At 42.5% G+C, this 23,691-nt stretch carries 20 protein-coding genes; 9 read left to right on the top strand and 11 right to left on the bottom strand.

The features are described from left to right. The first annotated feature begins 51 nt into the window (after positions 1-51). Positions 52-1,020 (top strand): nuclease-related domain-containing protein, encoded by a 969-nt coding sequence (locus AWM68_RS18600; RefSeq protein ID WP_066245233.1) that lies wholly within the window; start codon positions 52-54, stop codon positions 1,018-1,020. A 10-nt stretch (positions 1,021-1,030) separates the two neighbouring features. Here AWM68_RS18600 and AWM68_RS18595 read toward each other — a convergent pair whose 3' ends face one another. Both AWM68_RS18595 and manA read right to left on the bottom strand, forming a co-directional pair. Continuing rightward, entirely contained in the window at positions 1,031-1,333 is a 303-nt protein-coding gene (locus tag AWM68_RS18595) for a hypothetical protein (protein ID WP_156488457.1), read from the bottom strand. A gap of 55 nt (positions 1,334-1,388) precedes the next feature. Then, positions 1,389-2,354, bottom strand: coding sequence for a mannose-6-phosphate isomerase, class I (gene manA / locus AWM68_RS18590; RefSeq protein WP_066245230.1), 966 nt, complete (start codon positions 2,352-2,354; stop codon positions 1,389-1,391). A gap of 216 nt (positions 2,355-2,570) precedes the next feature. Here manA and pxpB point away from each other — a divergent pair, with 216 nt between their 5' ends. From pxpB to AWM68_RS18570, 4 genes are read left to right on the top strand one after another with little or no spacing between them, the layout of a single operon-like run. After that, complete coding sequence (pxpB, locus tag AWM68_RS18585) at positions 2,571-3,272, top strand: 5-oxoprolinase subunit PxpB (protein WP_066245228.1); 702 nt, start codon at positions 2,571-2,573, stop codon at positions 3,270-3,272. Continuing rightward, a complete protein-coding gene (locus AWM68_RS18580) occupies positions 3,269-4,282 on the top strand; it encodes a biotin-dependent carboxyltransferase family protein (RefSeq protein WP_066245226.1) in 1,014 nt (337 codons plus the stop codon). Before pxpB ends, AWM68_RS18580 begins: the two co-directional genes overlap by 4 nt. A 15-nt stretch (positions 4,283-4,297) precedes the next feature. Next, on the top strand, positions 4,298-5,488 hold the full coding sequence (locus AWM68_RS18575) for an NRAMP family divalent metal transporter (protein ID WP_066245225.1): 1,191 nt from the start codon (positions 4,298-4,300) through the stop codon (positions 5,486-5,488). Between the two features lie 24 nt (positions 5,489-5,512). Next, positions 5,513-6,304 (top strand): putative hydro-lyase, encoded by a 792-nt coding sequence (locus AWM68_RS18570; protein WP_066245223.1) that lies wholly within the window; start codon positions 5,513-5,515, stop codon positions 6,302-6,304. 330 nt (positions 6,305-6,634) lie between these two features. On the opposite strand, the gene AWM68_RS18565 is transcribed toward AWM68_RS18570, so the two are convergent. After that, positions 6,635-7,447 carry a YihY/virulence factor BrkB family protein gene (locus tag AWM68_RS18565; RefSeq protein ID WP_066245221.1) on the bottom strand — a complete coding sequence of 271 codons (813 nt, stop codon included), beginning with the start codon at positions 7,445-7,447 and terminating at the stop codon, positions 6,635-6,637. Positions 7,448-8,038: 591 nt separating this feature from the next. On the opposite strand from AWM68_RS18565, the gene AWM68_RS18560 reads away from it, so the two are divergent. Together AWM68_RS18560 and AWM68_RS18555 are read left to right on the top strand one after the other, a co-directional pair. After that, positions 8,039-9,442, top strand: a complete 1,404-nt coding sequence (locus tag AWM68_RS18560) for an MDR family MFS transporter (protein ID WP_066245219.1) — start codon at positions 8,039-8,041, stop codon at positions 9,440-9,442. Positions 9,443-9,605: 163 nt separating this feature from the next. After that, positions 9,606-10,058 (top strand): hypothetical protein, encoded by a 453-nt coding sequence (locus tag AWM68_RS18555; protein ID WP_066245218.1) that lies wholly within the window; start codon positions 9,606-9,608, stop codon positions 10,056-10,058. A gap of 38 nt (positions 10,059-10,096) precedes the next feature. On the opposite strand, the gene AWM68_RS18550 is transcribed toward AWM68_RS18555, so the two are convergent. Then, complete coding sequence (locus AWM68_RS18550) at positions 10,097-10,612, bottom strand: DUF3189 family protein (RefSeq protein ID WP_066245215.1); 516 nt, start codon at positions 10,610-10,612, stop codon at positions 10,097-10,099. Between the two features lie 138 nt (positions 10,613-10,750). Here AWM68_RS18550 and AWM68_RS18545 point away from each other — a divergent pair, with 138 nt between their 5' ends. Further along, entirely contained in the window at positions 10,751-12,316 is a 1,566-nt protein-coding gene (locus AWM68_RS18545) for an ATP-binding protein (protein WP_066245213.1), read from the top strand. A gap of 260 nt (positions 12,317-12,576) precedes the next feature. On the opposite strand, the gene AWM68_RS18540 is transcribed toward AWM68_RS18545, so the two are convergent. The 4 genes from AWM68_RS18540 to AWM68_RS18525 form a co-directional block, all read right to left on the bottom strand. Beyond that, complete coding sequence (locus AWM68_RS18540; RefSeq protein ID WP_066245211.1) at positions 12,577-13,950, bottom strand: GntP family permease; 1,374 nt, start codon at positions 13,948-13,950, stop codon at positions 12,577-12,579. A gap of 91 nt (positions 13,951-14,041) precedes the next feature. Continuing rightward, the gene (gene pdxA / locus AWM68_RS18535; RefSeq protein ID WP_066245208.1) at positions 14,042-15,076 is read right to left on the bottom strand and encodes a 4-hydroxythreonine-4-phosphate dehydrogenase PdxA; all 1,035 of its coding nucleotides are present in this window, start codon (positions 15,074-15,076) and stop codon (positions 14,042-14,044) included. A 34-nt stretch (positions 15,077-15,110) separates the two neighbouring features. After that, positions 15,111-16,418 carry a four-carbon acid sugar kinase family protein gene (locus AWM68_RS18530; protein ID WP_066245206.1) on the bottom strand — a complete coding sequence of 436 codons (1,308 nt, stop codon included), beginning with the start codon at positions 16,416-16,418 and terminating at the stop codon, positions 15,111-15,113. Beyond that, entirely contained in the window at positions 16,415-17,185 is a 771-nt protein-coding gene (locus AWM68_RS18525; RefSeq protein ID WP_066245205.1) for a DeoR/GlpR family DNA-binding transcription regulator, read from the bottom strand. The genes AWM68_RS18530 and AWM68_RS18525 overlap by 4 nt, the downstream gene beginning before the upstream one ends. A gap of 472 nt (positions 17,186-17,657) precedes the next feature. Between AWM68_RS18525 and AWM68_RS18520 the strand changes: the two genes are divergently transcribed. Further along, complete coding sequence (locus AWM68_RS18520) at positions 17,658-18,788, top strand: SpoIIE family protein phosphatase (RefSeq protein WP_066245202.1); 1,131 nt, start codon at positions 17,658-17,660, stop codon at positions 18,786-18,788. A 43-nt stretch (positions 18,789-18,831) separates the two neighbouring features. On the opposite strand, the gene AWM68_RS18515 is transcribed toward AWM68_RS18520, so the two are convergent. The 3 genes from AWM68_RS18515 to AWM68_RS18505 all read right to left on the bottom strand — a co-directional run bounded on the left by AWM68_RS18515 (position 18,832) and on the right by AWM68_RS18505 (position 23,628). Then, positions 18,832-19,686, bottom strand: a complete 855-nt coding sequence (locus AWM68_RS18515) for a CheR family methyltransferase (RefSeq protein ID WP_066245201.1) — start codon at positions 19,684-19,686, stop codon at positions 18,832-18,834. 13 nt (positions 19,687-19,699) lie between these two features. Beyond that, on the bottom strand, positions 19,700-22,459 hold the full coding sequence (locus AWM68_RS18510; protein ID WP_066245199.1) for a CHASE3 domain-containing protein: 2,760 nt from the start codon (positions 22,457-22,459) through the stop codon (positions 19,700-19,702). A gap of 401 nt (positions 22,460-22,860) precedes the next feature. Then, complete coding sequence (locus tag AWM68_RS18505; protein ID WP_066245197.1) at positions 22,861-23,628, bottom strand: LamB/YcsF family protein; 768 nt, start codon at positions 23,626-23,628, stop codon at positions 22,861-22,863. Between the last annotated feature and the right edge of the window lie 63 nt (positions 23,629-23,691).

Genomic DNA, 23,691 nt, shown 5'->3' with positions numbered 1-23,691 from the left:
TTTTGTCAAAAAAAGTAGAAATTTATGATAAAACGTGTAAGGAGTGATGCAATGATTGTAAAAGAAGCAGCAGAGTCTATTAAAATTAGAAAATTAAAGCTTATTTTAAAGCGATTTCCGCCACATCATCCGGTTCGTCATGAAATTGAGGTCGAATTGCTAAAAAGCGTTACCGGGTACAATGGTGAAAAGTCCCTCGACTTTCACATGAATCTACTTCCTGATGATGAAACTTTCATCTTCCACGATCTTCGCCTGCCTTTTGGCTCAAATCACTTTCAAATCGACATTCTCATTTTAACGACTACTTTTTTTCTGATACTCGAAGTAAAAAACATGGCTGGTACCTTAATATTTGACCAAGAATTTCACCAGCTCATAAGGATTTCCAATGACAAAGAAGATGTATTTTCTGATCCGATCTCCCAAGTCTACCGTCAGACTCACTTGCTGAAAGAATGGCTGAAGCACCATAAATTCCCCGAAGTTCCAGTAGAATCACTTGTTGTTATAAGCAATCCTCATACACGTATTAAATACGTTCCTCAGAGCATAAAAATTTCACAGAAAGTTACTCATAGCACAAATTTGCTGGCAAAGTTCCACGATTATCAACACATGAGAAAAAGTGAATTCATTTCAAAAAAAGACATTAAGAAACTCTCTCGCATTTTACTAAAACGCCATAGTCAATCCAATCAAGATCTTTTTCAACAGTTTTCAATCACCCAAGACGACCTCATAAAAGGCGTCGCCTGTACAAAATGCTTTACATTATCAATGATTCGATCAAGCCGAAAATGGTTTTGCCTTAAATGTGGCCATTATGACAAATTAGCACACATTCACGCTTTGAAGGATTTTGCTTTATTAAACGGCCCTGCTATTACAGTTCATGAATGCTGCGATTTCTTTCAGATATCCTCTCGCCATGTTGTAAAACACCTCCTGAATGCCATTAAACTTCCAATCACGCCAGCAGGTAGACATAATATCTATCATCTTGAAAACCTCTTATAAGTGAAGTATTTCAGAAAATTTCACGGTACGTGTTCTTATATTTATTACACGTTCGCTCAGTGGGGAGCTGTTTTCGCTCAATGGAGCATTGGTTTTGCTCAATGGAACGTTGTTTTCGCTCAATCGAGTACTGTTTTCGCTCAATCAACCTTTTGTTTCGCTCAGTGAAGAGCTCTTCTTGCTCCATTTGCACCTCATTTCGCCACACAACACCAGTTTTGCTCACAAACACCCTTTGTTTCGCACCCACTACACTAGTTTCTCTCACAAACCCCGTCCATTTCACCCCAACTGCACCTTGTTTCGCTCTCACCCCCCATACACAAAAAAACAACCGGAATGCCCTCATTCCGGTTGCTTCATCTTCTCTATAGTGTTGGATGCGACACGATAAACCGCGCATCACCTTTCATTCCAAAGCTTTTTACAGTTGATGGGACAATAAAATGGTCACCCTTTTTAAAGGAGGAAGAGGTTCCCGCACCCTCATCAACTTTCAGTTCTCCCTCGCCATCCAGTACGCTGACGAGAAGATACGAAGGATTTTTCACTTCGGCAACCGCTCCTGACAGGTTCCAATGGTATACGGTGAAATAACTTTCCTTCACCAATTTTTTAATCCTTAGATCATCATTTCCTGATAAAACAGGCTCAAAATTTGCATCCTCATGCGGGATCATCGCAACTTCAATCGATTTCTCAATGTGAAGTTCACGCGTGTTGCCTTCATCATCGCGGCGGTCGTAGTCATATACACGATACGTAACATCTGAACTTTGCTGCGTTTCAAGGATCATCGTCCCCGCACCGATCGCATGGATCGTTCCGTTCGGTACATACACGAAGTCACCTGGCTTGATCGCCACTTTTCGAAGCAGCTCGTCCCAGCGGTTTTCGGCAACCATCTGTTCAAACTGAAGCTTCGAACTTGCATGGTGACCATACACGAGTTCTGCATCTGGCTCACAGTCGATCACGTACCAGCATTCCGTTTTACCGAAAGCTTCTCCTTCTACTTCACGCGCATACGAATCATCCGGATGTACTTGCACAGAAAGGTCTGTTTTCGCATCTAAAATTTTTACGAGCAGCGGAAAATCTTCTCCGTCTTGATCAGCAAAAAGTTCGCGATGTTCATCCCACACCTGATCCAGCGTCTTGCCTTTTAACGGGCCGTTTTCTACTACACTTGGTCCATGTGAATGAGCGGAAATTCCCCAGCACTCACCAGTGGTTTCAGTCGGAATATCATAGCCGAACTCTTGACGTAATTTCGTACCGCCCCAGATTCGGTCTTTAAAGACAGGTTTGAGAAAAATAGGCTCTTTATACACAATGTCACAACTCCCTATATGGGTTTTCTTCCTACCATTCTAAACGTTTGTTTAAAATTAAACCACTAAAGGCTGGATTTTATAGACTAGAAATTATTACTATCGGGAATCTATGTAAGTAGGTTTGATTTTAGAGCGGTTTCATATATACTAGAGCTTTATAAATATACAAATATTCTGATTAATTTTACATAAAAAGACAGGAGATTTTGAGCGATGAAATTTACAATTGCGCCGCTTGGCGATAACAGTTTGATCATTGAACTCGGGCTTGATATCAGCCGCGAAATCCAGCAAAAAGTCAAAAAAGTCTCCTCATTCTTTGAAGAGAAAACATTTGACTGGGTCATTGAGACCGTTCCTGGTTTTACGACGGTTGCTGTATTTTACGATCCATTAAAAATACAAAGTGACACGCTGCCCTATGAAAGTGTATGTGAAGAGTTAAAACTGCACTTAGAAAAATTAGAGGTTGAGGAAGATTCGAGACCCCGTATTGTGGAGATTCCGGTTTGTTATGGCGGAGAGTTCGGACCAGATCTAGAGGAAGTCGCAAGCCATAACGGACTTTCGACTGAAGAAGTGATCGATATCCATGCGAACGGTGAATATATCGTTTATATGATCGGATTTGCTCCAGGATTTCCGTATATTGGCGGGATGAGTGAAAAAATTGCGGCTCCAAGAAGAAGCAATCCGCGGCTTAAGATACCCGCAGGATCTGTTGGAATTGCAGGAAAACAAACAGGTGTGTATCCGATTGAAACGCCTGGCGGCTGGCAGCTGATCGGAAAAACGCCGCGAAAACTGTTTCTTCCGGAAGGCGAAACCCCTTCTCTTTTACAAGCAGGAGATCAAATTAAATTTGTGCCGATCTCAATCGAAGAGTTTCAAAGAATAGAGGAGGACGAAAAATGATCAAGATTACAAAACCTGGCCTCCTAACGAGTGTTCAAGATTTAGGTCGTTACGGTTATCAAAAATACGGGGTCATCACGAGCGGTGTGATGGACACGACAGCACATCGGATAGCAAATCTGCTTGTTGGAAATGATGAGAATGAAGCTACGTTAGAGCTTACACTTCTCGGTCCTGATATGGAGTTTCGTGATGATACGCTGATTTCGATCTGCGGCGGTAATCTGTCTCCTTCTATTAATGGTAAGCCGGTAAAACTATGGCGTTCTGTGCTTGTGAAAGCCGGCAGCAAGCTGAAGTTTGGCGGATGCAAAACCGGATGCCGAGCTTATCTCGCGGTAGCTGGCGGTTTTGATGTACCAGAAGTGATGGACAGCAAATCAACATACATACGTGCCGGGATTGGCGGTCATAACGGAAAAGCACTTCAAAACGATGATGAGCTTTCCATTGGGAAACCCAGTGAACTTTCCCGCCAGATTTCTGAAATTTTAGCAGAAGAACGAAAAGATAAGGCGTTCTCGGAAATGAAATGGACCATTTCATCAGACTTTACCGTTTCTTCCGTTTCTAAACCACATGTACGCGTGATGAGAGGCAGACAATATGACTGGTTCACAACGGACAGCCAGATGAAGCTTTTTACAGAACACTTTGAAGTAACATCACAGTCTGACCGTATGGGCTACCGCTTAAAAGGGCCAGAACTCTCACTCGAAAACAAACAGGAAATGCTTTCTGAAGCCGTGAGTTTTGGAACCATTCAAGTGCCATCTGAAGGAAATCCGATCGTTCTTCTCGCCGACCGTCAAACAACAGGCGGTTATCCGAAAATCGGTCAGATCGCGACAGTCGACTTATCAATCATGGCGCAGCTGAAGCCTGGCGACAAAGTACAGTTCGTCGAAGTCTCGCACGAAGTGGCACAACAACTCTACTTAGATCGAGAAAAGAAGTTACACCAGCTGAAACAAGGAATCGCACTTAAAATACGACAAAAAACGAAGTAATGAAGGAGGAACAGTATGAAGAAAGAGTCAAAAGCAAGTATTCTGCTGGGTGCCGCGTTTTTAATGGCCACATCAGCGATCGGACCAGGATTTTTAACACAAACGACCCATTTCACATCCATTCTCGCAGCAAGTTTTGGTTTTGTTATTTTAACTTCTATCATTATTGATATTGGTGCTCAGATGAACATTTGGCGAATTATTGCCGTATCTGAAAAAAGAGCACAAGATATCGCAAATGACGTGCTTCCGGGTCTAGGCTTCTTCTTGGCCGCCTTGATTGTGATTGGTGGTCTGGCCTTCAATATTGGAAACGTTGCAGGAGCAGGATTAGGATTAAATGTATTATTCGGTGTCTCCCCTGAGATGGGTGCGGTGCTAAGTGGTGTGATTGCCATTTTAGTATTCGTTGTGCGCGAAGCAGGAAAAGCGATGGACCGTTTTACACAAGTGGCTGGTTTTGTCATGATCGCACTAACGATCTATGTGATGTTTACCGCACAGCCTCCTGTTGGCGAAGCTGTTGTAAAAACGTTCGTCCCGGACACGATTGATATCCTTGCGATCGTAACGCTAGTTGGTGGAACGGTAGGTGGTTATATTACGTTTGCCGGTGCTCACCGATTGCTTGATGCAGGCATTAAAGGAAAAGAAAATTTAAGAGAGGTTACGCGCGGGTCTATCTCAGCGATCGGGATTGCTTCCATCATGCGTATCTTCTTGTTCCTAGCCGCTCTTGGGATCGTAGCGCAAGGCTTGCAGCTGGATCCTAACAACCCTCCAGCATCTGTTTTTAAGTTAGCCGCTGGAAACGTCGGTTATAAAATGTTTGGTGTCGTAATGTGGGCCGCAGCCATTACATCTGTTGTTGGTGCAGCGTATACGTCCGTTTCGTTCATCCGAACGTTCAATCAAACATTAGAAAAATATCATAAATGGATCATTATCGGATTTATCGCTGTTTCAACCATCGTATTTGCGCTGGTTGGAAAACCAGTTGCCATCCTAATCTTAGTGGGTGCTTTAAATGGCCTTATTTTACCGATCGCACTTGGTGTTATGCTAGTTGCAGCACACAGAGAGAAGATTGTTGGTGATTATAAACACCCCGTGTGGATGACGATTTTCGGGGTCGTGATTGTGGTCATCATGGCAGCTATGAGTGTGTATATGCTGTATACAGAAATTCCGAAGCTATTCGCATAAATCCAGGTAAAAGGGGGAGCTTTTATGAACGAACTAGACAGATTGAGTCCAGCTGAAGCCCGTGATTTAATCCGGCGCGGTGAATGGGAGAAGCCGACGAGCGGACTCGCAAACGGATACACGCAAGGTAATCTTGTTGTGCTGCCAAAAGAGCTGGCGTTTGAGTTTCTTTTATTTTGTCAGCGAAACCCGAAGCCTTGTCCCGTTCTTGATGTAACAGAACCCGGGTCCGCTGTTCCAGCGCTTGTTGCGCCGAATGCCGATCTCTCCGTGGACATTCCGAAGTACCGCGTTTACCGTGGGGGCGAAATGACTGAAGAACGAACGGACATAAAGGAACTCTGGAATGAAGATATGGTCGGCTTTTTGCTTGGCTGCAGCTTTACGTTTGAGCACGCGTTAATGAATAACGGAATTCCCGTTCGTCACATCGAGCGGGGCTGGAATGTTCCGATGTTTAAAACGAACATTCAATGTGTGAAGGCTGGACGATTTGAAGGTCCGATGGTTGTAAGCATGCGTCCGATCCCTGAAAAAGATGTCGTTCGAGCTGTTCAGGTGACGAGCCGCTTCCCTTCTGTTCATGGTGCACCGGTTCATATCGGAAATCCTGAATCGATCGGTATCCATGATCTGTATCAGCCAGATTTCGGTGATCCTGTTCAAATTCATGAAGGAGAAGTACCCGTGTTCTGGGCATGCGGTGTAACACCTCAAGCCGTAGCGATGCATGTGAAGCCAGAGATTATGATCACACATGCACCCGGGCACATGTTTATTACTGATATTCGAGATGAGAAGTATGGGGTCTTATAAAATAAGGCCATAAATGACACGTTTTTTTAAATAAAGAGAGAAAACTGATTCAATATGTGCCACTTTAGGTGCTTTGAATCAGTTTTTTTGTTTGATGTGGCTATCTAAAGCTTGTGGATCTTGGAAAAATAAGTCTGTGAGCGAAAACAGAGGGTGTATTGAGCGAAACATAGGGTGTATTGAGCGAAACAGAGTGTGGATTGAGCGAAAACAGAGGTGGTTTGAGTGAAACGAACCTGGTTCTGCGCGAACGTGTAACAGATAAAAAAACACGTACCGTAAAACTGCTCAAAAAAGAACCGATTCGATCCTTTGAATCAGTTCTATCATTCAATCGTTATTATTTTTCGGATGCACCACCGTGTTCAGCAGCCCTCCAATTATAATCATCATCGCAGACAGATAAAACCACAGCATCAACACAACGAGCCCTGCCACTTGCCCGTACAACGCGGAATAATTATTTCCGCTCACGTAGGAGGCAAAGCCCATTGAAACGAGCTGCCAGCCGATCGTTGCAAAAAATGCGCCAGGAAGCACCTTTCGGAAACCTAATGAGATGCTCGGCGCAAATGAATACAGCACGATAAAGAAAATCAGCAGAAATACGGTTCCCATTCCCCATTGTACGATGATCCATAGCTTATGAAACGGTACAATCAAAAAAGCACCTTCCAAATAGACACGCAGCACCTTTTCAAAGATCGGGACAAACACGGAAAAAAGGACGGCGATCATGAATCCAATGGTTAAGAGCAAACTTTCTGCAATCGACTTCAGCATGTACTCATCATTTCTCACTTCATACGCGTCATTCAATATGCGCTTCATACACTGAAAACCCATGGATGATAGCCAAAGCGTTATGATTAAACTGAACGACAATAGATTACCCTCTTGCCTCATGACGGTGTACGATAATGTTTTTTCGATTAATGCGTAAGTGCTGTCTGGGGCATACGGCTGAATAAGCTCTAAAATATTTTCTTCGCGCAGCGGCAAATAGGTCAGCAGCGAATAGATCACCAACAAAAACGGAAACACTGACATCAGGAAGTAATACGCCATCTGCGCAGACAGATCGTAGACCCTTAATTGGAAAAATCGGTCGCTTAATTTATTTAGGACTTCAACGATATTCATGTTGCAACACCTCATCTAAGCCAGTCCTTAAAAGTCGTAACTATAATATATACGCAAAAAGTTGTCCTTTCAGATCATTTTTTTGAAAGTAATTTATTGATGCTACTCGAGGGCGATTGATTTCCGTTCCAGGTGCTCGCTTTCCGCGGGGCAGGCGGTGAGCCACATTTGGCGTTTCACTCTTAAGTGTCATGCGGGGTATATGAAGTAGTAGAGATCGCTATATTTGTCGAGGATTGTAGACTCGTGGATAAATGGCAAAAACTTTTGGATTGAGAGCCAAAACTCGTGGATAAACAACTGAAATTTCTGGATTCTGGACCAAAACTTTTGGATTGCATGAACGAGATGCCCCACAGGGTATATAAAATGGTCAGTTTCTGTACCCTAAACTGCACCTTCTTGCACTTTAACAGAACGAAATCAACCTCGAGAGCTTTTATAAGCTAAATTCTTGTTGCACTTTCACCTCTCATTGCTAGCATCTAACTACATTCCCCCCACTTTCTCCTTAAGCAAGTTAATGTCTTTCTAATCCAAAATCCTGTAAGCTGTAAACAATACTTTTGTCAGATGGGAATGACACTACATATGGAAACGACACAGAGCTATAAACATTCTACGATCGTTACCTTGCTTCTTGCAGGTACGTTTATTGCAATTCTTAATCAAACGCTGATGATTACGGCAATTCCGCCAATTATGAACGAGATGAACATAACTGCGAACAGTGCTCAGTGGCTGACGACTGTTTTTATGCTTGTTAATGGGATTATGATTCCAGTCAGCGCGTTTCTGCTCGAGCGCTTTACGACAAGGCAGCTTTTTATTACCGCGATGAGTGTATTCGCGTTCGGTACACTTGTGGCAGGACTCGCGCCTAACTTTGAGATGCTGCTGCTTGGAAGAGTGATTCAATCAAGCGGTGCGGGCGTTATGCTTCCGCTTATGCAAACGGTGTTTCTTATGATCTTTCCGGTGAACAAACGGGGATCAGCGATGGGGTTAGTCGGGCTCGTGATCTCGTTCGCGCCAGCGATCGGACCCGCCTTATCTGGATGGGTGACGTCTCATTATTCATGGCGTGTGCTGTTTTTTATCATCCTCCCGATTGCGATTATTGATATCATCATCGCTTTCTTCGCCCTGAAAAATGTAACAGAAACAACCAAAACAAAAGTGGATGTTTTATCGATCATTCTGTCTTCGTTTGGTTTCGGAGGCTTGCTATACGGGTTTACATGCGCTGGAAATCTTGGGTGGACAGCAACACCAACATTGCTCTGGCTCGCAATTGGCGTCATCGCTCTTGTGCTCTTTATTACTAGACAACTGCGATTACAGCATCCGATGCTTGAATTTAGAGTTTTTGCTAATTCCATCTTTCCGCTCACGGTCATTATTGGGATGATCACGTTTATGGGATTGATCGGAGCTGAGACGATTATTCCGCTTTTCATGCAAAACATGAGAGATTTTTCGGCGTTTGAAGCCGGACTCGCTCTTTTACCGGGCGCACTTATTACCGGTCTTCTGTCACCGATCACGGGGAGGCTTTTTGATAAGTTTGGCGCACGCTGGCTCGCATTTACCGGGTTAATTATCATTACGGGATCATCGTTCGCGTTCGCTACTTTAAGTCCAACTACTTCATTTACCTTCATCACAGTTATGTATAGTGTGCGGATGTTTGGACTCGCGATGGTTATGATGCCTGTTGCAACTGCAGGATTAAACCGCTTGCCGAAACGGCTGATTCCGCATGGTGCTGCAATGGATAACACGATGAAGATGATTGCCGCTTCAGTCGGTACCGCCATTTTGGTTACCGTTATGACAACAACAGCCTCGAACGCTGGAGGAAATCCAGAGATCGCACATCCAGATATGTATGGTGCGAATATGGCTTTTATCGTCGTTTCTGTTCTTTCCTTGATCGGACTGATTATCTCTTTCTTCATAAAAGAAAAACAAACAGAAGCAGAAGGCAGCTGAGTACAGCTGCCTTTTTTTATGTTAAATTATTGTAATCTTACGTAATATTTAGTGACATTCCAAGTGTTATAAGTAATACTGAAGATATATATAAACTTTACCCTACTAGTGTGTTAAATGATTTATATGTATTTGTCATATATTTTTTACAGGAGGCTTTTATTTGAAAACGATCCAACAAAAATTAGCTGAAATCATTGTGAACGAATCTTCTTCTCTCGCTGAACAAATTATTAGCCGACGCTTTGAGAAATATCCCGTAAAAGAGAAGCAATTGTTCGATTATCAGTCTTCTAAGGATTACATCACAAAATTTATTCAGCTATGCGGAAGCTCCCTTCTGCTGTCTCCAAGCGTTAGGGAGGAAAGGCTGAAAGAGGTGGCCATCACTACGGCTCAGTTTGCACTTCAATATGGTCAGTCACTTGATATTGCTATGCAGCCAAATCAATTTATCCGGTCAGAACTTATTAACGTGATCGCTCGACTATCTGAAGAAGAGGGATACACGTTAAAAGAAACCATTTCGCTCGTACAAGATATGAATCAGATGCTTGATCTCTCCTTTCAATGCTTTATGGAAACCTATATGGAGAGTATCTTGCAGGCGATATAAGCGAAAAGACACTTAATCACAATGATCAAGTGTCTTTTTTATGGGTACAAAAAATCTTTTTTGTTTTCTAATATAACAACCTGGTGTTCAGATTCTTTTGCGATTTGCTTCGTTTGTTCAACAAGATAAGCAATTTGTGCTGCAGCTTGTTTTGCCCCTTTCACTAAAAGCGGCACACCGATAAAATCAATGCCAAGTCTTCTCGAAAACAATCCGCCAAACGTCATGGCCAGCGGAACTGTCGGTGATGTGTTAGAAAAGATGATTCTTTCACCTGTGTTGTTTCTCTTCTCTAAAAGTTCATATAAATTTTTTAGACCTGGAACAAAAATTTTAGATCTGCCCCGCCCTACCGAATAAACGGAATGACCGTCCTCATCGATCCCGTGAAAGATGATCGTCCCCATATCTGACGTTTTTAGTTTATTAAAGTATTCTACGTTAAGTATCTGTTCCTTTGATAGTTCCACATGTTGAGGCAGTTTTTTAAGATGAAATGCCGCAGCAAGCGATGTCGTATGTGTACCACCGTAATCGTTATAGATAAAAATCATTCCATACAGCTCCTATCGTTATTTCATCTATCATTATCTCCGTTTCTAGTAGGAAGATACCTTTCATAGAAGGGATATTTGTCGAAATGTCGAAGAGTTCTTCATAAACATCCGAACCCTGTTTGAGGAGGCACACTTATGGAAGGTTGTAGAGATCTTGGAACAAAAATTATGGATCACAGCAAGCAACTTGTGGACCGATTATCCCCAATCGAGAACTTAGACGCGAAATATACGAATTTTTTATTCAAGCTGCCTTATTGGATGGAAACGTTATTTTCCTATTTAGGAGAATCGCTTATGGAGAAAGACTCTTCACTCGTTGAAAAAAAGATTCAAAGGTGGGCTGATGCATTCGGACAGCGCTCGTCTGAAAGTGATATACCGCTCGATCACGCCCTTCACTTTATCTTTGAAACGCGCGTGGTGATTTGTGGTTTTTTAGAAGAAGAGGCCATCAAACATACTATTTCCGCTGATTCTGTAATAAAAATGTGCAGCAGCATTCATTTACAGATCGACCGTGCAGCTCGTTCCATTGTCACGCACTACACCACATTTATGCATAACACGAAAAAAGCACTTCAGCACACGAATCGGAATTTGGACATATCGATTGCTGAGTTGAATAACATTCGAACAGCACTTTTTGAAGCTACGATTTTCTCAATAACTGATAAAGATAATCGAATTATTCAAGTGAATGATCACTTTTGCAAACTAACAAAATATAATCGGGACGAGCTGATCGGTCAGGATCACGGCAAAATCTTCGTCTCTGGTGTTCATTCTGACGAGTATCTTGAACATATTGTACACGAAATAAAGGCAGGCAGAGTGTGGAACGGTGAAATCTGCAATAAAGCGAAAGACGGCTCTCTTTATTGGGTCGATACAACGATCATTCCGTTTCTTGACCGTGAAGGAGTTGCTTATCAGCACATCTCCATTCAGTATGATATAACGGAAAAGAAGAAAACAGAAGAAATTTTGCTAAAGTCAGAAAAAGTCTCATTAATCGGCGACTTGGCGGCTGGAATCGCACATGAAATCCGCAATCCGCTTACATCAATCAGTGGCCTCGTTCAGCTTTTCAATGAATCAGATCCAGAAAAGAACGATTTTTATAAAGAGATTATCCTGACTGAGATCAATCGCATCAACTTTATCGTAAGTGAACTGATGGTCCTTGCAAAACCGCACGCCGTCTACTTCAGCTGGTTCAACATCACTGAGAGCATTCAAAACGTCATTGATCTCATGCAGCCTGAAGCAAACTTAAGAAACGTCGTTATTTTATTTGAAAAACAAGAACGTATTCCACTCGTTTATGGTGAGAAGAATCAACTCACTCAAGTGATCATCAATATGATCAAAAATGCGATGGAAGCCCTGCCGAACGGCGGAACGATACAGCTATCGGCCACATCATCTGATGACAACATCGTACTCTCGATAAAAGATGATGGTGTAGGCATGACTGAAGAACAAAAAAAGAGGTTGGGTGAACCGTTTTATACGACCAAGTTCAACGGCACAGGCCTCGGACTCATGATTTGCTTCAAGATCATTCAAAATCACCGGGGCACGATCGAGGTGGAGAGCTTGTTGAATGAAGGGACAACCTTTAGGATTACACTGCCTTTGCATTCTACTCCGAATATTGAACCTATGAAAGTGGATAGCTTAAATGAACTTAGATGAAATTTTTGCTATCGTGAATATATTTGATTTAACGTGAAATTATTGAAATTAACGTGAAATGATTAAGATTAATGTGAATATATTTGATTTAATGTGAATATATTTTCCCTTGTCTATTTAGAACTAACAATAAAGGAATGTGTTTTCCTGAAACACACACATATTTCTCCATACATATTTTTCCCACTGGTCTGCTGGTTTTTAACACAAAAAAGATGCTCAAGGACACGAAAATCCTGAGCATCTTTTTAAACGTTTGTTTAAAAAATCATATTTGCTACTAAAAGGGAGACTAATCCGACGAACCAACAGATTGTGGTTGGGACGGACCAAACCATGATCTGCTCTTTTACATCTTTGATCCCTAGCATTCTGTTAACCACCCAGAAAAGGCTATCGTTAAAATACGAGAATACCATGGATCCCATTGCAGCAGCTTGGGCAGCCAATGCCATGTTGACATCAAGCTGTGAAAGGATTGGTGCGGAAATGGATGCAGCCGTAATCATCGCAACCGTACCGCTTCCTTGTACTAAACGTACGATCGTGGCTACAAAGAAAGGAATCAAGATTGCTGGCAATGCAAGGCCTGCAATACTTTCGGCTATATAGTTACCGGCTCCGCTTTCACGAAGAACATTTCCAAGCGCACCACCTGCACCTGTTACTAAAAGGATGATCCCTGCCGTTTGAATGCCCTCTTCCATTCGGTCAAGTGATTCAGAACGGCTCAAGTTTCCTGCTAGAGCGTAGATTGCTACAAGTAACCCAATGCTGACTGCGATAATCGGTTTACCTAAGAAAATCAGAACACCGTAGAATCCAGATGTTAATTCGAGCGCCGCTAAAGTTGTGTTTAAAAAGATTAGTAGAATGGGCAGAACGATTGGTAATAATGAGCGGCCAAGTGATGGAAGATCGTGTTCTCTCGCGCTCGCTAATTCGATGAATTCTTGGTAAGCTGCTTGTTTATTTGGTCGTGTGAAACCTAACTCTGAATCATCTGGCACTTGATAGATTCTTTTGCCTAACCATTTTGCGTACAGCACGCCTGCAATCATCGTCGGTATAGCAAACAATAGACCAAGCCCGATCATAAGACCAATATCGACTCCAAAGATTCCTGCTACACCTAACGGACCAGGAGTTGGCGGTACTAAGGAGTGCGTGATGACGAGTCCGACTGCTAGCGCAACACCTAATGAGACGACTGACTTTCCTGTTTTCTTTGATAGTGCTTTTACAAGTGGATTTAAAATAACAAATGCTGAGTCTACAAAGATTGGAATGGAAACAACGTAACCCGCGATCGCCATCGCCCATTCTTCTTTTTTCCTGCCTACTGCCTTAATCAGAGAGTAAGCTAATGTTTCCGCTGCTCCCGACACTTCTAGAATTCGTCCGATCATAACACCGAGACCAATTACGATACCAATAGATGCTAACGTACTCCCGAAACCGGCTGAAATCGTATCTGCCACTTTTCCAGGTTCCATTCCACCCACAAGACCGGCAATAGATGCTGCAATAAGTAAAGCTAAGAAAGCGTGAACCTTTGTTTTTAAAACGAGAAAAATTAATGCAATAACCCCAAGAACTAACCCAGCTACCATTTGTGCTCCTGAAACTTCCATTTCATTAACCCCCTTTAATGTAAGCGCTTTTATTTTATTGGAATAATAGTGAAGGGCTTTACACCCTTCACCTTATGAGACCAACCGCTTTTTACAAGCTGTTTGCTGTAAACTTTGGAGCGTATTGAGCCGCAAGCTTAATGCACTCTTCCATACTTGTGCTTTCTGCAATGTTCTTACCCGCAATATCGAATGCTGTTCCATGGTCTACAGACGTTCTTAAGAATGGCAGACCATTGGTGATCGAGATCGTTCTATGGAAATCTGTCATTTTTGCCGCGATATGCCCTTGGTCATGATAAAGAGAGAGTACAGCGTCGTATTTTCCGTTTAATGCTTGGAAGAATACAGAGTCTGCCGGAACAGGACCTACCGCATTGATTCCATCTGCTACTGCCAACTCAATACCTGGCTTGATTTGCTCTACTTCTTCCCAGCCAAAAAGACCGCCTTCACCGCTATGCGGATTTAAACCAGCAACAGCCCATCTTCTGTTTTCAACCCCTAGGCGAGCGAGCGCTCGATCACAACGGATCAAGTAGTCATGTACGCGCTCTTTCGTCATCGCCGCAATGGCATCTTTCAAAGATAAGTGACGTGTTAAGAAGAAGATTCTCATCCCTTTTACTTCAAACATCGTTAAAGGATCGTTTGAACCGGCAAGTGCTTCAAGCATTTCCGTGTGGCCGATATATGGAACGTTTGCAGCTTTTAAAGATTCTTTGTTGATCGGCGTTGTTGCAAGTGCTTTAACTTCTCCTACAGTCGCAAGTTCTACGGCTTTTTTGATGTATTCAAAAGCTCCCTGTCCACCTTGAGCTGAAACTTCACCATACTGAAGCTGATTGATATCGATGTTGTTTAAGTTGATCACATCAACTGTACCGAGTTCGTACTTTCCTTCTGCTGGTGTGTTTACTTCGTTGATCGAAAGGTCTGCTCCAACGATCTTGATCGCTTTTTCAAGTACAGCGGCATCCCCGATCACAAGTGGTTTACATACGTCGTAAATTTCTTGTTTCGCAAGAGATTTCATTGTGATCTCTGGTCCAATACCTGCTGGGTCACCCATAGGAATGGCAATAATGGCTCTTTCAGTGGTTGTCGTTTTCGTTGCTGTTGTCATGTTTTTGTTCCTCCTTGGAATGTATAGAGTATTCTTATTGAACTTGTTTTGTAGACGTTTGATTCGCTAAAAGATGTTTAACAATGGTGTGAATTGCTTTTTTGTCACCAACCATCCCGCCTTTCGTAGCGAGTGGTATGCCATCAAAGTATCCTCCGATAAACTGTCCATAAGCCACTAGAGGGAGCACTTCGTCTTTTAGCTTGATTCCTTCCGCTCTTCCAACAGAACAGAGAGAAGCTGTAACATCTCCTCCGCTCGAGAAGCATCCGCCGATCTCGTAGTTTGAAGACTGAATGACGATTCGCGTAATCTTTCCTAACCCATCCGCGATTCGTTTCGCTAACTGATCCTGGCTGACACCTTGCTCTTTTGCTAAATGTTTCAAGTCTAATTGCTTGGCAGATGGCGAATTCGTTGTGATGATCAGGATATCTTGCTGATGTATCTCTTCTAAAGCCACCTTCACCACACGCTCGATCTCTGTTTCCCAGCTGTCGGATAGACTCGCTAATTTTTCTGCATCCACATAGACTGGATTGGCATTCGTTTTATCGATCAGGTAAGTCAATTGTTGAGCACTTAATGACGTTACGCTGCCAACCGTAACAATAATCTTTTTGCTTTGTGTGTGCTGGCTCGTGTATGCTTTTGCGTAATAAGCGGTTAGTGGACCTGGATCAACAGGAACAAGTCGGAAGTCCTCGATCAGTGCCATCGCATGTGCAATGTCTTCGATCTCTTCATCTGTCACTGCATCTAATACGAGAATGCGATTGCCTTCTTGTATGCTTTTCTTTAAATCTTGTAAAATAGTCTCTTTCCCTTGCAATACGGTTTCGAGACCGATATGAGCAACAGGATATTCACTTTGTTTCCTTATAATAGAAGGAACATACGATTCGGTCAGTGGTGTAACCGGGTCTTTGGCCACATCTGTCGCTTGCACGGGTACACCATTTACGAGTAAGTATCCGCCTGATGTGATGCGGCCTGATTCTGGAAACGAAGCTACAACTATCGCTATCGCCTGATTCCCCAGTTCTTGCAAAACGTTATCAATCTCAATACCGATGTTTCCTCTTACCGTACTGTCTATCCTTTTGCAGATAACGTCTGCTCCCCAGCGCTGAAGATTGTTTAATGCAGTTTTAATTCTCATTTCAGAAACTTCTTTTCGTGCATACCTGCTGTCCGTGTCGATACAAACGGCATTGTAGCTTCCTGAAGCAGGTTCCTGATCGTAATAGACCATTGTCGCTGCTTCAAATCCTTGTTTAATAAGCTTTACTCCCGTTGCATTAGCACCTGTCAGATCATCCGCAATAACGCCAACTTTCATTCCTGCTCACCACCTTCAACCGTTACAACATCCAAATATTCATTCAGCTTTTCTTCTGTTTGTGCTGACAAGCTCGAATCTGTGATCACACCGTGAATCTGTGTGAGATCGCATACTTTTGTAAGGGATTTTTGTTCAAACTTGCTAGAGTCTGCAACTAGCCATGTTTTCTCAGATGCTTCTATCATGAGTTTCTTAATGGAAGCCTTTTCAAAAGTTGGTGCCGTAACACCCGCTTTAAAATCAATGGCATGTGCTCCTAAGAAGAATAGATCTACATGAATGTTTCTTAACATCTGTTCAGTAAGTGGACCGAATAAAGTACCAACATTATTTTGAAGCTCTCCGCCGGTAACGATGACTTTCACGTCAGTATCCGTAAGCTCGGCCGCAATTTTGATGTCATTTGTAACAACAGTGATCGTCTTTTTGTCTTTTAGTAATTTCGCGATCTCAAGCGTTGTCGTTCCTGAATCTAAAAGAATTGTTGCATGATCTTGAATAAACTCAACAGCTTTTTTCGCGATCATTTTTTTGCGATCGTTGAACTTGCCTTCCTTTGTTCGGAATGAAGATTCTATCACTAGCGGTTTGTTTAGAATCGCACCGCCATGGGTTCTGATGATCTGGTTGTTTTCTTCGAGGTAAGCAAGATCACGACGAATCGTCATTGCCGAAACATTCAGTTCACTTACTAGGTCTTCAATATCTATTTTTCCGTTCGTATTTAATTGTTTGAGAATTTGTTCTCTGCGTTCTTTAGGCATCTTCTTCATCACCTTTGTTAATTTCAAACACTTTATACTTTATATAATGTTACAAACGAACAAATATGTCAATGAATTTTGTTTAAAATGAACAAAATTGTTTTTGATGTTGGCGAATGACTTTTTCATTTATGTCGAAATGTGCCGAAAATCGGATAAATTCTTTTATATGCGTAATTATCTGGTCTATGTACGTAATTATTGAGGTTATCTACGGATATCATTTGCTTTACCTCGTAATTATTGTTTGTGTCTGTTTGAGGTGGACAGAATTATGAAAGTTCCCGCTCAAAAACACACTACAAAAAATCTCATCATGCCATCACTACATAATCATCTAGCACGCACCGTTTTTAAACTTAATGTATCTAATAATAGTCGCTTTTAACATTTACTTGTATACTAGTTGTATAGAATTGAATGATCTTATAAAAACACACAATACATGGTACATAAGGGGAAGAATTTAAGAATGTCCATTCTGATCGTTGATGACAATAGCGTAAATCTATTTGTAATTGAAAAAATATTAAAAAACGCAGGATATGAAGACTGTACCTCTCTATCATCGGCTCATCAGCTGTTTGATTATTTGGAGCAGAACGAAAATCAGCTGAATAAAAAGCAGGTCGACCTCATTCTTCTCGATATCATGATGCCAGAGATTGACGGAATCGAGGCGTGCCATCGTCTGCAGCAGGACGAACGCTTTAAGGACATTCCGATCATTTTCATTACTGCTCTTGAAGATTCTAGCAAACTGGCAGAAGCGCTCGACTGTGGTGGAATGGATTATGTGACAAAGCCAATCAATAAAGTAGAATTGCTCGCGAGAATACGAGTGGCCCTTCGCTTAAAGTACGAAAAAGACTGGCATGCCGAGCAGGAGCAAAAGATTCAAAATGAGCTCGATCTCGCCATGCAAGTTCAAAAAGGACTTTTAAACCCGCCGATAAAAGAGGACAACATCACGATTAATGTATCTCATCTTCCTTCATTCAAGCTCGCTGGAGATATGTATTATTGGCATAAGTTCGATGAGCACCGTTATGGCATCATCCTTCTCGACATGATGGGACACGGCATTTCATCCTCCCTTGTCTGCATGTTCATCTCTTCTGTAATGAGGGATACGATTAAAGAACTAAGAGATCCTGAACTCGTCATCAAAGAACTAAACCGTTATATGACTCTGCTTCACAATCCGAAGAACGATTATAACTACTATTTCACAGGCATCTATCTTTTGATTGATACGGAGAAAAAGACGGTCGAATATGTGAACGCCGGGCACCCTGAAGGATATGCACTTGTTGACAATGCGCTTCACCCAATCGAAAGGTGCTGTTATGCGGTTGGCTTTTTTGAACAGATTAAGGTAAAAAAGTCAGTCATTCAATACGAGGACACCATTCAGATGCTGCTCTTTACAGATGGCGTTCTAGAAGCGGGGGATGACGAAGAGTTGATGCTCGAAAAGTTAAAATACGTCGCTTCAGAAAAGTGGAGCAACATCCGCTCACCGATCCACCTTGTGATACCAGAAGAGCAGCAAAACGAGCAGAGCGATGATATGTGTATTATGATGATTCAAGCGAACTAAAAAAGCAGGAAGAAGAGATTTCTTACATTCCTTCATCCTGCTTTTATTTTTTCCGATAAATCTTCACTTGTTCTGCAAAATCAGCATATTTTTCTGCACAGTCCGCAAACTGAATCGATTCTTTATCACCAAGACCGAGAAACCCATTAGGACTAAGGCTGTCATAAAACAGTTCATGCACTTGGTTTTGCAGAGCTGCTGTAAAATAAATCAATACGTTACGGCAAAAAATCACATGAAATTCGTTAAAAGATTGATCTGTCACAAGGTTATGCTGAGCAAAGCTGATCTGCCTTAATAGCGAAGTGTTCAAGTAAGCAAAGTGGCCGTCTGTTGTGTAGTACTCAGAAAAGGCCTCTTTACCTCCCGCAGCCATATAATTCTTCGTGTACGTCTTCATTTTACTAAGCGGCAGAATGCCTGAACGCGCCTTGTTCAGCACAGGTTCATTCATGTCAGTCGCGTAAAATTTCGTCTTATGGCTGAGTCCTTCTTCTTCCATCAGGATCGCCACCGAATACACTTCTTCCCCTGTCGCACATCCTGCGTGCCAAATGCGAATTTCGGGCAGCTCCCGTAACTCGGGAACCACCTTTTCGCGGAATGCTCGAAAGAATTCTGGATTGCGGTACATCTCTGTTACGTTAATGGATAGATCATTAAGCAGCTTCGTCATAAAGGACGGATCATGCATCACTTTTTCCAATACAGCGGTTATCGTTGGGATCTGTTCGATCTGCATGCGATTATGAACGCGCCGATGAATTGAGGAGCGCATATACTGGCGAAAATCAAAACCAGATACGCGGTACAACCCGTCTAGCAACAAATCCATCTCAATCGCTTCTGTCATATTACTTTCCTGATTGTCATCGTTGTTCCAAATGAAATCTTTCATCGAAGGTCTATCCTCACTTTGTCATCCAAACATGCATAACGGAAAAGAGCTGCTCCAGTTTCAATGGCTTGCTGATATAATCAGAAGCCCCTGCTTCAAGACACTTTTCACGGTCGTTCTTCATGGCTTTTGCCGTAAGCGCAATAATTGGAAGGTCACTATACCCACCATTTCCGCGTATACGCTGCATCGTTTCATACCCATCCATCTCAGGCATCATAATATCCATCAGAATGAGGTCAATCTTTTTGTTGGAATCTAATACATCAAGACATTCCATCCCGTTGTTCGCAATCAGGATGTTCATCCCTTTTTGTTCAAGGGCGGTTTTCAGTGCAAAGATATTACGATTATCGTCATCTGTGATGAGGACTGTCTTACCGTAGAATACGTTCTCTTCATCAGTTGAGATTGATGGCTTTTCTGCCTCCGGTTCAGCAGTCACCATTTTTGCAGTGATCGGTGTTTCTGCAACAACTGAAACTTCGCCGGATTGCTCAAGTGCTGTTGCTACCTCGGCTGAGGCACCGAGGAACGTTTGAACGGAAACCGTTTCATCAGAAATACTCGGAATCAGAAGTTTAAACGTACTTCCTTTTCCTTCTTCACTTTGAAGCTGAAGTCTGCCGCCTAAAAGCTTCGCAAACTCACTGCTGATTGACAGTCCAAGACCCGTACCGCCGTATTTGCGGATCGTCGCACCATCCCCTTGCTGAAACGCTTGGAAAATCAGTTCATGCTTCTCTTTCGGGATGCCGATTCCAGTATCTTTTATGGCGACTTCGAGCCAATAATCAACACCTTTATAGATTACATCTGTCTGCACTTTTTTCACGCTGACCGAAACGGAACCTTTTTCCGTGAACTTAAACGCATTCGATAACAGATTTTTCACAATCTGCTGGAATCGTTTCTCGTCCGTCTGCAGAAGGGTTGGTACGTTTGGCGCCACATTAATCGTAAAGTTTAAGCCCTTTTGATCTGCAATATGTGTAAAGTTTCTTTCCAAGTTAGACGGGAACTCGCTTAGATTTACTTCACTCAGCATAATCTCCAGTTTCCCTGCTTCCACTTTGGATAGATCTAAAATGTCATTAATAAGATTCAACAGATCTTGACCTGATGAATGAATCACTTTCGCAAACTCGAGTTCTTCTTCTGAAAGGGATTTGGAGCTGTTTTCAGCTAGCATCTCCGATAAGATCAGAATGCTGTTCAGTGGTGTGCGCAGCTCATGTGACATGTTAGCCAGGAACTCTGATTTGTACTTCGAGCCGGATTCAAGCTGTACGGCCTTTTCTTCTAGCTCTTTCTTCGCGATCTCTAACGCTTTTGACTTTTCTTCCGCGTCTTGTGAACGGGATTCCAGCTGTTCATTGATCATCTGCAGTTCTTCGGATTGCATCTGCAGCTCTTCAGACTGTGTTTGAAGTTCTTCGGATTGCGCTTGAAGTTCTTCTGTCATCGCCTGTGATTCAGTCAATAAGCGTGCAATTTCCATACGATCGATCACACGGTTGATCGTCAGACCGAACGTTTCTAATACTTTCTCAATAAAAGCAATGTGCTGCTCGCGGTACTCCTTGAGGCTCGCAAGCTCGATCACTGCAACGATTTCGTCTTCATGAACGATCGGAGCAATCAGGATGCTAGTTGGTTTTGTCTCTCCGAGGCCAGAAGAAATGAGCGTGTAATCAGCATCGATTCTGTTGATCACTTGAACACGTTTTTCTAATGCACACTGTCCGATCAAACCTTGTCCAAGTTTAAAGCTGTTACGACCAACATCACCAGCAGCAGAATCTGCAAAAGCCCCTTTTTTAACAAAGCGAATGTTCTCTTTTTTGCCCTCTTTTATATAAAAAGCACCATAAGAGGATTCTGTAATTTGAGCCGTCGCAGAAAGAAAGATTTCCGCTAAGCTCTCTAAAGAAGAGATTCCTTGATTCTTGCTCACAACTTCTGTCACACTTCTTTGCAGCCAGTCGCGCTCTTCAAAAGAATTCAGCAGTTCGTTCGTCGCATCTCCGAGATCACGAATCTCATCGTTCGACTTCACACGAATTCGGCTGCTCAGATTTCCGCCAGTTGTCATCGCGCGAATTGTCGCCACTACCTCGCTAATTGTTTTTATAATAGAACCCGAAATCACCCAGGCAAGAACGATTGATGTGATAATGACGAACGCGAGCAAACCATAAAGACCAAACTCCAAGTATCTATTCTGGTTGTTCAAGCTGTCTGCACGCTGTTCAGTAAGTGCTTTTTCCTTGTTGCGGAATGAATCAAACTGCTGAAGAACTTCCTCTGTCTTTTCTTTTCCAGGATCTTGTTTAAAAAATTCCGAAATACCTTCTGTGTCGTTTTGCTGCTTCATCTTAATAGGCGGATTACCAGCAACCGCAATCCATTCTTTGATGTTCTCATTTATAGCAGCTATTTCTTTTTGCTGATTAGAATTATCAGAAAGCAGGTCGTTCAGCTCACTAAAATCATTTGTCCATTGAGAGCGGGCTTCGTTATAAAGCTGCAGATAGCTTTCATCTCCTGTTATGAGATAGCCCCTTTTGTTCGTTTCCATCTTGAGCAGATCTTTTTCAATCTGACTCGTTAGATCTCTGACCGCAATATCATGCTGAATGATGAAGTTTCGCTCACTTTTCATCGAATTCAGCTGATGGGTCACTGCAAAAATAGCAGCCATTAAACAAATAATAATCACAATATAGCCAGTAATGATTTTCTGGCGGATCCCGAACCTAAAATTATTCATCCCCATGTATTCCTGCCTTTTTACAATATATGTTTTTATCACTAATTATAATGCTTTATGTCGGATTTAGGTAGTTAGAAGACGTTTGGAATGTGCTGGGAATATAAAAACTAGATCTCCACTTAGCTTTTTCTTCTTGCCTTCACTTTGTCAGCAACCCAGTTTTATGATTTGGTCATAGGTGATGCTTGTTTACGGTACGTGTTTTTATATTTGTTACACGTTCGCTCAATGAGTGGTAAGTTTCGCTCAATCGAAGGGCGTTTTCGCTCAAACACCTTTGTTTTTCGCTCACAAATGTATCATTTTCGCTCACAAGGCACCTCGTTTCGCTCAAACCATAAAAAAAGACCTAAAGTTGTGCCTAGAAACACACCTTTAAGCCCAGTCAAAAGACTACTTTATAGACTTTCTCCAATTTTCCGAACAGAAATCCCTGATTCCTCGAGTGTTTTCCTGATCTTTTCAGCAAAACTTAGCGCATGTGCTCCATCGCCGTGAATACACACGGTATCTGCTTTAATTTCAACATCAACTTCTTGCTGAGTCATCACTTTTCCCTCTTTCGCCATCCGGATGACTTGTGCGACCGCTGCATCGTCATCTGTGATCACAGCATTAGGAAGCTTTCGGGAAGTTAACGTACGATTTTCTTGATAAGTGCGGTCGGCGAAAACTTCTGAAGCTGTGCGAAGCCCCGCACGCTCGCCCGCCTTCACCAATTCACTCCCGGCAAGTCCGAACAAAATCAACTCAGGGTTCACTTTATAAACCGCTTCTGCAATCGCTTCAGACAGCTCCTGATTCACGGCCGCCATGTTATAAAGCGCACCATGCGGTTTCACGTGCTGAATCGCTCCTCCTTCAGCTTTTACGAATCCCCACAACGAACCGATCTGATAAACGACCATCTCATACGCTTCTTGAGGGGAGATGTCGATATTGCGGCGGCCGAATCCAGCAAGGTCAGGCAAACCGGGATGAACACCGATTCCGACTTCATGCTGCAATGCCATTTTGACCGTTTTCCTCATCGTTGCAGGATCACCCGCGTGAAAACCGCATGCAATATTAGCAGATGTCACATATTTTAAAATTTCCTCATCCGTTCCCAGTCGATAAGCGCCAAAACTCTCACCCATGTCGCAATTGATATCGATTACACTCATGAAAAAACCTCCCACTTTTTAAACACATGTTTAATTTACCCCAACTGTACGACAACTTATAAA

The sequence above is a fragment of the Fictibacillus phosphorivorans genome (assembly GCF_001619875.1).
Classification (GTDB): domain Bacteria; phylum Bacillota; class Bacilli; order Bacillales; family Fictibacillaceae; genus Fictibacillus; species Fictibacillus phosphorivorans_B.
Note: the sequence above shows the minus strand (reverse complement) of the source record. Positions and strands in the feature narration are given on the sequence as shown.